Source organism: Methyloprofundus sp., assembly GCF_965251085.1.
GTDB lineage: Bacteria > Pseudomonadota > Gammaproteobacteria > Methylococcales > Methylomonadaceae > Methyloprofundus.
The window spans coordinates 1069340-1080895 of record NZ_OZ252594.1; the positions used below are offsets into that span (position 1 = coordinate 1069340).

Sequence of the window (11556 nt, forward strand, 5' to 3'; positions counted from 1 at the left end):
GGGATATCCATACGATACAAAAAATTTCCTCTATTTATGATTTAAATCTGGATATTTTGATCGGTTGGACAAAGAGGGCTGGCAAAGCGGCAGTAAAAACCTAATAACCACTTAGCTAGACAGGTTAATGAGAGTCAAAATATGGGCTTGCAGGATTTAGGTAATATAACTGCTTTAAGCAGGTTTCTTTTATGCACATAAATTATTTCTCTGACATACATCTAGAATTTGGTTCTTTGGGTTTAGCTGATAATAATGCTGAAATTATTATAGCTGCTGGAGATATAGGTGTTTATGACCAAGCGATAGAGTGGTTGATTGCGCTTAAAAAACCAGTAATTTATGTTGCCGGAAATCATGAGTTTTATAATCATGAACATCGTGATACTTTGCGAATGTTAAAAGAAAAATGCACGAATACTAATATTCATTTCCTGGAAAATAGTACTTTTAAACATAATGGTGTGCGCTTTCTGGGCTGCACTTTATGGACTGATTTGTTTATTGAAGGTGAGGAAACGGCAGCAGCATTGAATAAAAACTTGAATGACTTCAAAAGAATTCGTTTTGCAGAGGGTCAATTTAACCCCGAGCAATTTACTGAATTACATAAACGCTCAAGGGCTTGGCTGGAAAAAGCCCTGGCGAGGCCTTTTAATGGCAAGACTATTGTGGTTACACACCATACACCGACACAATGGAGCTGGAATGAGTCGCCCAATGATATCAAGAAACTTGCGTATTGTAATGATCTCAAGGCTCTGTTTCATGGTTATGATATTTCCGCATGGTTTCATGGGCACACGCATAGTATTGGCGATTATCGCATTGAAGGAACGCGAGTTTTATCTAACACTCGGGGTTATGCGGGGCATAAGGAAGTCGCAGGCTTTGATTTAAATAAAATAGCCGTTATTTAAGTACTTGAATCCATGTAATAACAGCGAGCAACTGACTTTAGTCGTTAAATTCCCGTGCGGTGTTTACAGTATATTAAAATCAGGCGTAACTATTCAGGCAATCTGAGTAGTTACGGCAAAATAAACACAAGGATCAGACATCTTGATTCGCTATCCTGAAAGAAATCCATTAAAACTTAAACTAGGCAATATAATTAAAGGGTTAGGGAATTATTGTCAAATGATTGATATTTTCAGCTAAAGAAATGAAAACGGTACTCATTTAGGTTAAACTAAGCCCTCATATCATACGAGGTATTCAATTAATGCAGCAACTCATGCTCCCAATAATTCCTCAGGGTACGACTATTATAAATGGTCAGGTCAGTGTTGATAACCGAAATGATGAGTGGTTTTATTTCCTCGGCGGTATCCCGATCTATTCTCACCAGGCTGACAATAAGAGATTATTTAGACTTCACACCTCTCAACTCATCAATACCGGCTCCTGTCGTTCAATCGATATTATTACAACCTTTGGTGTCTCTAAAAGTAGTGTTATGCGCTCATTAAGGCAACTACGAGAAAAAGGGGCTGATTCGTTTTTTGAACCTCGCCCGACTCGCAAGGGAGGACCACTCTTTACGCTTGAGGTTTTGCAGCAAGCTCAGGAATATCTGGATCAAGGTATGACGCCTAACGAAGCCGCTAAAGAATTAGGCATCCGGGCAGATACCTTTCGCAAGGCGATCAGTGATGGACGTTTAAAAAAAAGTCTGCCGTATCAATAGACCCCAATGATGGCAGTACCAAATCAGCCCGTGATATTATTGATGCCAGTGCAGCCGAGTCACTCGGTACGGCCTGCACTCGAGTAGAAGAGCGAATCCAGGCGGCTTTGGGTGAGCAGGAAAAGGGAGCCTCAATCGAATTCGAATCCTGTTTAGATGTTCCTAAAGGCGGTGTGTTATGTGCATTGCCCGCGTTACTTAGCAATGGCTTATTAAATGACATTGAGCACCACCTTGGCAAACTGACAGGTTATTATCAAACCTTTCATATCCTATTGCTACTCGCCTTTATGGGACTATGTCGCATCAAAAATGCCGAACAACTTCGCGAGCATGCACCGGGTGAATTCGGCAAACTACTTGGCCTGGATCGGGTTCCCGAAGTGCGCTGTTTAAGAACCAAAGTAAAAGGACTGTCTGATCCAGAATCAGTTGAAAGCTGGGCGGCCGACCTCAGTCGACAATGGATGGAAAATGAACCAGAGGCAGCAGGAACACTCTACATAGATGGTCATGTCCGTGTCTATCATGGACACTTGACTAAACTTCCCAAACGGCATGTTTCACGCGAAAAACTCTGCTTACGGGGTATCACCGACTACTGGGTTAATGATGGTACGGGGCGTCCCTTCTTTGTCGTTGAAAAAACGGTGGATCCGGGCTTACTAAAAACGCTGGAAGAAGATATCGTCCCCCGATTACTCAAAGACATTCCGAATCAACCGAGTGCACAAGCATTACAGCAAAACAAACAAGCCTGTCGTTTTATCCTGGTGTTTGATAGAGAAGGCTATAGCCCCGCATTCTTTAGAAAGATGTGGGACAAGCATCGTGTCGCTTGCATGACCTATCATAAATTTCCCACCGAAAATTGGCCACTGGACAATTTTTCCAGTCAGGAGATCACACTACCGAGTGGTGAAAAAGTCATCATGAAACTCGCCGAACGAGGCAGTCTGGTTGGAACCAAAAAACAGGCGATGTGGATGAGAGAAGTGCGCAAGTTGACTGATTCTGGTCACCAAACCAGTATTATTACCACAGCCTATGAACTAGAGTTGACGGCTGTTTCTGGGCGAATGTTTAGCCGGTGGTGCCAAGAGAACTTTTTTAGATATATGAAGCACCACTATGGGCTAGATATGCTACAGGAGTATGGAATAGAGCCACTATCCGATACCCAAAAGGTGGTCAACCCTGATAGGCGCCAACAGGAAGGACAGCGTAATTCGATACAATCCAAACTCAATTACCGTCTATCTCGATTTGCAGCGATGGAACTTCATCCGGTGATTAAAAAAGATGAAACGGAAGATGTGAAATACAAGAAATGGGAAAGAAAACGAGCAGAATTACTCGAAGAAATAGAGCATTATGAAAATGAACTAAAAACCATCAAGGAAAAACTAAGCCAAACGCCCAAACACATTACCTGGCAAGAGTTGAGAGACGAAGATAAGTTCGAACAGCTTCTGCCAGGGAAAAAGCGGCTGATAGATACTGTCAACATGATCGCTTATCGGGCAGAAACAGCAATGGCCGCTCTGCTAACCTCACCGACAATCGACTTTCCGATGGCAAGGCAACTATTACAAACGCTGTTTGTGACAGAAGCAGATATATTACCCGATGAAGTAAAAAAACAACTTCGGATACGTGTGCATAGTACTTCCCGACCTGCAAGTAATAAAGCAATAGAAAAGTTATTTGAACAACTCAATCAAACGGAACTCAATTATCCAGGAACCGATCTGCGCTTAATTTATGAGCTGACTTCATCCGCAAAAAATTAGGAAATGGTCTCAAATTAGTTTCGTCTGAATCAAGATGTCTGAGGATGGGCAAAGGGCTTCATCCGTGCCCATCCACAAAACGCTTGTTCCATCAGGGTCAGAGCACCTGATCTCGGGGAATTTACTTTGAACCCAGTTTAAAGATCATCCTTAAATTAGTTCGCGGAAATCTGGTTTCTGTGCTATTAAGTTCATCACATAATTTATGTATCGCCACGTCATAACTCCGATTGGCCAAATGGTGTAGTCGTACCGTTAATGTACCTTGATCATGATCTGGAATCAGGTCTGCCTCGCTACTATAAATTGCCCGTAACAGACTGCGTACTTCATCAGGGCGTGAGAGCGTTTCGCGTAACAAATTGGCCATTGCCGTTTCAGCACGATAAGCAATCATTTTGATGGTATCGATGAAATGTTTACTTTTGGTGCTGAGTTGCTGAAATTGCTCCTCTTCGGGTAAATCTTTCACTTTAAGGTAATGTGGCGCTTGTTTTCGCTTTTCTTTGAGTGTCTTGATTTTCACCTGAAAGGCTTCAATGTCTTCCTGGCAGGCGGTCTTTTTTTGCAAGAAGGGCTCGACTTTGTCTGGCTCAATAGGCGTATCCAGCGTTAATGTCGCAAACCTGGCAAGCAGACGATTTAGTTTTCCCTGGCTGGATCTTATTTGGCTATCCAGTCGACGATATTCTGGATTAACCACCTTGACGGTATCGGAAACTGGTTCAATACAATAGTCAACAAGCTTATCTAATCCAAAGTGTTCACGGCAATACTTGAAGAAATTCTCCTGAGACCATCGGGCAAACATGGCAACAGCTAGCGGGATCATTTCTGAGCGATAGTCGGTTCCAATAATGCTGGTCTGGTGTCCCTTTTGAGAGAGTTTGCGTATTTCCCGTACCCAGAGACCATTACTTAAGCAGTGGCCTCGTTCTGCGAGCTTGAGTTGTGCTTGCTCTCCAGAAGATAAAGTGACCTGATAGGGTAAAAATTCTTCTTCCGGCCAGTTTTCTCCCGGGTATTTATGATAGGTTAAACAGGCAACACGCTGTGCTTTCATGCGTTTAAAAAAAGGCGGGCTGTAAGACTCTCTGTCACACACCAGTGTAAATCGATGCAATAGCGGATCGGACTCCAGCTCTTGGGCATTAACAAAAGTGGGAAGCCTTTTTTCGAGTTGCGGAAGGATGTCATTTTCAATGACCTTGATCATGCCCGGATCGACTGCTTTGTTAATGACCATAAAGGGTTGACCATCCATTGCATTAACCCAGTAATCCGTGGTTGCCCGCAAACAGAGTTTTTGTCGGGCTACGTGATGACGTGGAAGTTTGGTTTGATGTCCATTATAAACCCGGACATGACCATCAATATAAAGGATACTGGCTTGTTCAGGAGCACTCTGCATCCATTCTTTGCACAGTGCTTCACTCCATTGCAGAGGACCTTCATCTTGTGTGAGTTGTTTGATTTTACTCCGCAGGGTGCGGACTTCTGGAATACGGTCCAGTCCAATCAGTTTACCCCATTCTCCTGGCGCACTATAGCGCAAGGACTCAATGGACTTTACCCGGACAAGTGCGATAAAGGCCAGTATGATTAGCAGACTGTCTAATCCATAATAGCCTTTGCTGAGTTTAAAAAAGTTTTCACTGTATTTTAATAGCCCAGTGACTAATAAAGCGGGCAGTGCAAACAAAACACCGCCTTTGGGAACATCTTGCAGGGCTTGAAAATCAGGGGCAGCCGGTTCCTCTAATTGCCCAATACTGGCAGCCAGACGAGCATCGATATTCTGAGCCCCCATCCCCATGGGTGCCGCATTATCTTGCCCACTGCGCTCACTCTTAGTGCTTAATGTTTCTTTTTTTTTATTTTGTGCAAACGACCCGCACGAATTGATTTATTGAAGGTATCCCGCTTAATACCTAATTGATCGGCCACATCGCAAGGTTCTTGTCCTTCGTTTAATAATTGTTGGGCGTTTAGCAACACATCATCAGTCAAAACAGCCGCTCCTCGTGTTTTTTTCTCAGCATAAAAGCCTTGCACACCCTTTTCTTGATAGAGCTTAACGGCACGTTTAACACTAATGGGCGTTACACCAAAAGCACGAACGATATCCATTTGTTTGACATAACCGTTGGTATAGAATTGTGCGGTAATCATTTTGAACGAAGCATCATCATTCGCATCGTGAGTAAAAACGGGCAGAGTACCATAGAAATAGGTCACGCGGCCGTCTCGCTTTTCAACGGCCAAATCATGAGTTACTTCTGTAGAACCTTCTGGAAACATAGGAAGTTGTCGCTGAACCATGAGTTTTTTCCCGGCAGATGTGGACAGCGGTAGTCCAAGGATAATGTAAAAGGGGTATCATTACAAAATCTCATGTATGTGAAAAGTATTATCTGGTCTTTTAGAGCAAAAAGTTTGTTATTGATTGATTTTAAATATATTTATTTATTAAATAGGGCAATTTATCTAAAAATAGAGGTCAGGTGCTCTGAGGGTGTTTTTTATCAAATACCTGCTTTTTTGGTGCCTGGCTGGAAATATACAATCTAATTTCGTAACTATCAGATACGCTGAGTAGTTACAATCAGGCTTTATAAAACTTAGCCATTTCTTCTAATTGCTTATCCATAGTTGTGACCGCTTGCCAGCCTAATAGCCTGGTTGCTTTTGAATTATCTACTTGCAGTGAAGTAAACAGCCGATTTGCAGCTTCCCCTTTGCCAAGTAGTGCTGCGAAAAAATGCAGCCAGACTACCGGGATGGGTAACAACAGAGCTTTTTTATGCCATGCTCTAGCAACTTTTTGTAATAGTTGAGTTGTTGAAACATCGTCACCATCTGAAATCAGAAATATCTCATTTGCAGCTTTAGGGTGAGTCACGCAAAGCGTGATAAAGCTAAGTAAATTGTCTAAAGCCACCAGCGAACGTTTATTATGAATAGCCCCAAGAGGTAGAGGGATTCCTTTGCTTAACCAGTTTATCAGCGTAGCAAAATTACCTTTGACACCGGGTCCATAAACTAGCGGTGGGCGAATAACGACTACTTCCATGTCCGTGGTTTGTGCCAGCGCCATTAGGCCCTGTTCGGCTTCATATTTTGATAATGCATAAGGGTCAGAGGGAGGCGCTGTGAGTTCCACCTGAAACGGCAGGTCTTTGACTGTCATTTCACCATTGACTTTAATCGTACTGATAAAAATAAACCTTTTTACACCCGCTTCTGCCGCTTGTCGCGCGAAGTTTAGGGTGGCAGTTGTATTTGTTTTACGAAATTCAGACAGCGGGTCAGATGCCGTGTCATGCATAATATGTACACGTGCAGCTAAATGAATAATGACATCAACACCCTGAAAAGTGGCTAGCTGAGGCGTTGCAGAACTTAAATCACCTAATTCAAGTTGCACGCTAGATGCGGATACAGCCGTGTGACGTACCCCAGCTACCACATTAAAGTGTTGTGTTAAAGATGTTACCAAGGCTGTGCCGACAAACCCGGTCGCTCCGGTCACTAATACTTTATTCATCTTTAATACAATCCGGTTAAAGCGATAAAAAACAGTATGCACCTATCCCGTAAACGCCGCCTTAAATGTTTAATGTTGCTTAGGATAGCCCACCGTGAATGCACGTTGAGTTGTTCTTCGGCTATCAAATCTGCAACGTTGACAACCTGGTGTTTACACCAGCCGTTATATAATAGGGACAGCCTTTTTACACTTGCCTGCCAGCCTTTATGTATACCTACTTGATTGGCAGAATGCTGGCGATAGAGTAATTTGTACTCAGGGTCTATAAACCAGGAAAGGCCTTTGGATCGAAAAAATGCATAGAGAAACCAGTCATGTAGAATGACTTGTTGAGCCTGTTGCCAATTTGATATCAGTAAACTTTTAAATAACAGCATTGGCTCAGTGCGCAATACATAGGTACAACCAGGACCTGCAGCTTCAAATAAATAGTCAAACTTTCGTTGTGGCCAGGCTTTATTGATTAATAATTCACGCCCATCAGGCCAGAAAGCCAAAACATTGCCTGAATAAGCCGCAAAATTACCTTGTTTCAGTTTAGTGCAAGCGCATAACAGCTTATCATCCAGCCAGATATCATCCTGATCGGATAAGGCTATATAATCAAAAGTGGAAAAATCAACTTCTTTAATTAAACGATAAAAGTTGGCTGCAGCGCCACCAAATTTTTGCCCATATTCTAAAACTGATACCTTCGAATGTTGTTCAGCAAAAGTGCAACAAAGTTGATAACTATCGTCAGACGATAAATCCACACTGATGTAAAGGCTTAGTGTTACCCCCTGTTGGCGTAAAATGCTCTGTAACTGAGTTTTAATAAATGCTGAACCATTGTAGGCAGCTAGAAGTACAGCAACTTTAGGCAAGGTTTTTCTCGTTAGATTAAAGAGTAAGTAGAAATGTAGAGTTTAAATTGGTAGAAAAACAAGTTTATTTTTCTTAAATAAAGGGATCAATATACGCTGACGTTTGCTATCAAATCCCAGGTCTGCAGGAGCATCAAGCGAATCTGCCAAAATGCTATAATTATTATCTTTGCCTAAGACATACAGAGCAGAGCCACTCCAGCTAGTCATCACCAGTCTGCCATCATTCAGCTTAAGCAGTCCATCCAGGTCACCCTTGGGTGGTTTGGGTAACTGATGTCGTTTACCTTGTGCATCAATTTGAAATAACTCGCCGGAAACGAAAGTAACCACGGTTAATTTTTTGCCGTCTGCAATAATACCATTGGGGTGACCCATATCTTTATCTTTAGCAATCAGTTCGTATTTACCGTTAGACCGGACTTTATAAATGGCATCAGTACCCGAAGGAGCGTAGGCGTTCCCCCCAGCTTTTAAACCACTGTCTGTGACATAAACAAAATCCCCTGACCTTGGCGTAATGCCATTGAGAAATGTGCTATTTTTGATCTTAATTGATTTCTTTTGTTTGCCACTGGGCAGTGCAAAGATATGCACCTGGTTTATATCGGCGACATATAGGTTGCTGCCTTTTATCGCTATTCCTTTTGGCGAATTTAAGAGTACACCTTGTTGAGTTCCATCAATCCATTTAAGGTCTATAACACTGCCATCTGGTTTTAATTTCGAAATAAAACCATTCCCATCTGCGGTGAGTCCGTCGCCATTAAGATTGCTAACTAGATAGATATCCTCAGCAGGATAATATTCAATTGATTCAGGAGTTTTAAGACCTATATTTTCAACTACTATGCGTTGAGCGCTAGTATTGTCCGCTGTACTTTCTGCTGCAAAAGAAATTGTAGTATACAAAAATGCAACGAGTAGGCTGCTTACGAGGGTGCTTTTATAGAGTAAATTCATGTTGTTTCCTGTTGAATTAATTTTCTTATGTACGCCATGGATGCTCAGGAACATCGGCGAGTCCAACGCTATCAACACCAGCCAAAGCGACAATATGGTCATTTTCTACTGAGCTACCGCTGACACCAATTGCACCGATAAGAATGCCGTCACTATTGACTATGGGCAGTCCTCCTGGGAAGGTAATTAAGCCTTCGTTGGAGTGCTCGATACCATATAAAGGGCCAGCGGGTTGGGAAAGCTGGCCAATTTGGCCGGTAGGCATAGCAAATAAGCAGGCTGTTTTTGCCTTTTTGATGGCAATATCTATGCTACCGACCCAGGCATTATTCATACGGACAAACGCTTTTAGGCTGGCTCCAGAGTCCAATACAGCAATACACATTTGTGTATCGATTTCTTGGGCTTTTAATATCGCTGCAGCGGTAATTATCTGAGCTTCTTCAAATGAAACATGCATAACATTCTCCAGTTGCTAGAGCCTTGGTTAAGGCGGGACTATATACTTTTACATTCTACCTTGCTAAGGAACGTTCACGAAATAACTTGAACAAGTGACTTTGGCTTTTTATCCGTCTTCTGTGTTGTAACAATAGATAATTGGACTCCCCACCCAAATAGGTAAAGTATGTAGTTGCTCTCAAACAAAAAATTATGGAGTCCATAATATGAAGAATACAATAATTGGTGTTGATTTAGCCCATCTTTCGATTTCAGTGACAACAACTCATTTAAAAACAATTAGATACGCACAATCTGGCCTTGGTGTTGGCACTACAGATTTTTTTATTTTGAATTAAAGCTAAATCAATGTTTTTTTAACACCTCCTGGCTGCGCTGAAATTTCCAGTGCTTTATAAATAACGGATTGTCGCGGCTCTGCATTCGTCGCTTTCCTTAGATGAATGGTTTTTCCATCTTCCCGCCGTAAAATAACGGTAATGCGTTGCTGGTTTTCCATTGTCCGCCGAATCGTCTGCCAGCTATCATTAATATGTTCAGCTTTGAGTTGATAACGAAGCGTCTGGACGAGATGATAGGCAATGAGAGTGATAAAGATATGCCCATTAACCCGTTCTTCTTTTCGATGGTAGATAGGGCGTAGCCCGAGTTCACTTTTCAGACTGCGAAAAACACTTTCTAGATCGGTTAGCATGGTGTAGGTGCGCCAGAGCGTTTCTTCATTCCAGTCGGTCAGGTTGGTGCGTAAGCAATAGACACCGGGGTGGGTTGCCTGCGAGTTGGCTTTTTCCACACGCTTCCAGCTGATTGAGTTGGCCTTGTCTCCTTCATCATCAGGTACGACCGTTACTTCATAGTGCTGTGCTGCACGCGCGTATTTTTCCTTTATGCGTCCCAGCCGTTCTAACACTTTTGTATAATTTTTTGTGGTTCCTTTTTTGCTCAATCCAGCATGCAGGCTGTTGAGTGCGGTTTCATATTTTTCTGAAAAACTATCCTGCATGGCTTGTTCTTTCTTTTCCCTGAGTTGCGAGTGACAGTACAGTTCAATTTCTCCGGTCTCTTCTACAGTCACTTTTTGAACTTTTACGCGTTGCCCCGGAATATCTTTGATCAGAGTTGCCTTTTCTTCATCGAAATCCCGCTTGCGTTTGCGTGAGACAACAATATAGTGAAAGCCATGCTCAATGAGATACTGGATGTTTTCTTCACTGGCAATGCCTGCATCAAGTATCACAGTGGATCCTGTTCGCCCTTCCAGTCCTTCAAGTATGGTTTGCAGGGTTTGTGGTTCACTTGCATTACCTGGGAAGATCTGGCTTTTACGTGGAAAGCCACTGCGCTTTTCCTTGGAGCGGCCTCTTTGGGCGGCTGGGTTTGTTTTGGCTTCGCCTTCAAAGAAGGTATTTGTCAGATCATAAAGCGTGATAGTTTCACTGAAGCTGAACAGATCCCGTTCTTGCTGATATAAATGGGTTTCAATGGCTTCCCGGTGTTTCCATAATTGGTCGGATACCTGATACAGACGATCCAGCCCCATGTCTTCGAAGTCATAGTCGATTAACTCACCGAGGCCGCTGGTTGTCTGCAGCCAGCCGTGTGTGGCTAATTCACTTGCAGGACAGGCCATGCGAGCAATGATAGTACCGAGGGAGGCGGCAAGCTGGTACTGGTTAAACCCCAGAGATTTCAATTTATCATCCAGGGTTAACTGCCTTACAGCGTGCAACGCTATTTGCTCGACTCCCACACGGCGCGGTCGTACAAGCTCTAAACTGCCGATATCAACGGTCTCAAAGTGAACGCTATCGTCAAGGGTTGTACTTCGGGATGTGATGATTTGAGTGGCGTAATATTGTGCCCGTGTTTCGAGTGATTCCTCTAGGTCAATAGTGAGCCAGTCAGTCTGTGCTGTCAGTAATTGATCAATACGACTTGATAATGACTTCCACTGGGACTTGGGTACATCGAAGAAACGACCCAGATTAAGCAGGGTACGTTGCTTGACCTTGCCATCAATTCGCTCGGACTCAACTAGCCGAAACGTTTTGTAGGTCTCGCCAGTTGCCTTGGTTCGGGTCGTTGTGCATCGGATATACATACTTGAATTTTTCCATAAAAATCAAGTGAATGCAATTATTTTTGTTATGTTATGGCACTACGCTTTGCTTGGAAATGCAAATGTTTGTAATGATTAGGTTTTTATTTTTTTATCCTATTAAAATAGACCTG

11 protein-coding genes are annotated in these 11556 nt (G+C 42.8%); 4 read left to right on the forward strand and 7 right to left on the reverse strand.

What is annotated here, in order from left to right; genetic code table 11:
- Positions 1–191: 191 nt before the first annotated feature.
- From ACQY3F_RS04975 to ACQY3F_RS04985, 3 genes are all read left to right on the forward strand, one after another.
- Positions 192–920: a metallophosphoesterase gene (locus ACQY3F_RS04975; protein ID WP_428353843.1), complete on the forward strand. Its 729-nt coding sequence runs from the start codon at positions 192–194 to the stop codon at positions 918–920.
- 305 nt (positions 921–1225) lie between these two features.
- Entirely contained in the window at positions 1226–1690 is a 465-nt protein-coding gene (locus ACQY3F_RS04980) for a hypothetical protein (protein WP_428353676.1), read from the forward strand.
- 38 nt (positions 1691–1728) lie between these two features.
- Complete coding sequence (locus ACQY3F_RS04985; protein ID WP_428357615.1) at positions 1729–3483, forward strand: putative transposase; 1755 nt, start codon at positions 1729–1731, stop codon at positions 3481–3483.
- Positions 3484–3604: 121 nt separating this feature from the next.
- Here ACQY3F_RS04985 and ACQY3F_RS04990 read toward each other — a convergent pair whose 3' ends face one another.
- From ACQY3F_RS04990 to ACQY3F_RS05015, 6 genes are all read right to left on the reverse strand, one after another.
- The gene (locus tag ACQY3F_RS04990) at positions 3605–5299 is read right to left on the reverse strand and encodes a putative transposase (protein ID WP_428353306.1); all 1695 of its coding nucleotides are present in this window, start codon (positions 5297–5299) and stop codon (positions 3605–3607) included.
- Positions 5300–5340: 41 nt separating this feature from the next.
- Positions 5341–5805 (reverse strand): hypothetical protein, encoded by a 465-nt coding sequence (locus ACQY3F_RS04995; RefSeq protein ID WP_428353305.1) that lies wholly within the window; start codon positions 5803–5805, stop codon positions 5341–5343.
- A 283-nt stretch (positions 5806–6088) separates the two neighbouring features.
- Positions 6089–7030, reverse strand: a complete 942-nt coding sequence (locus ACQY3F_RS05000; RefSeq protein ID WP_428353844.1) for a UDP-glucose 4-epimerase family protein — start codon at positions 7028–7030, stop codon at positions 6089–6091.
- Positions 7031–7032: 2 nt separating this feature from the next.
- Entirely contained in the window at positions 7033–7899 is an 867-nt protein-coding gene (locus tag ACQY3F_RS05005; RefSeq protein WP_428353845.1) for a glycosyltransferase, read from the reverse strand.
- 42 nt (positions 7900–7941) lie between these two features.
- A complete protein-coding gene (locus ACQY3F_RS05010) occupies positions 7942–8862 on the reverse strand; it encodes a hypothetical protein (RefSeq protein WP_428353846.1) in 921 nt (306 codons plus the stop codon).
- 25 nt (positions 8863–8887) lie between these two features.
- On the reverse strand, positions 8888–9322 hold the full coding sequence (locus ACQY3F_RS05015) for a GlcG/HbpS family heme-binding protein (protein WP_428353847.1): 435 nt from the start codon (positions 9320–9322) through the stop codon (positions 8888–8890).
- Positions 9323–9530: 208 nt separating this feature from the next.
- On the opposite strand from ACQY3F_RS05015, the gene ACQY3F_RS05020 reads away from it, so the two are divergent.
- Positions 9531–9662, forward strand: coding sequence for a hypothetical protein (locus ACQY3F_RS05020; RefSeq protein ID WP_428353848.1), 132 nt, complete (start codon positions 9531–9533; stop codon positions 9660–9662).
- Positions 9663–9664: 2 nt separating this feature from the next.
- Here ACQY3F_RS05020 and ACQY3F_RS05025 read toward each other — a convergent pair whose 3' ends face one another.
- On the reverse strand, positions 9665–11425 hold the full coding sequence (locus tag ACQY3F_RS05025; RefSeq protein ID WP_428353849.1) for an IS1634 family transposase: 1761 nt from the start codon (positions 11423–11425) through the stop codon (positions 9665–9667).
- Between the last annotated feature and the right edge of the window lie 131 nt (positions 11426–11556).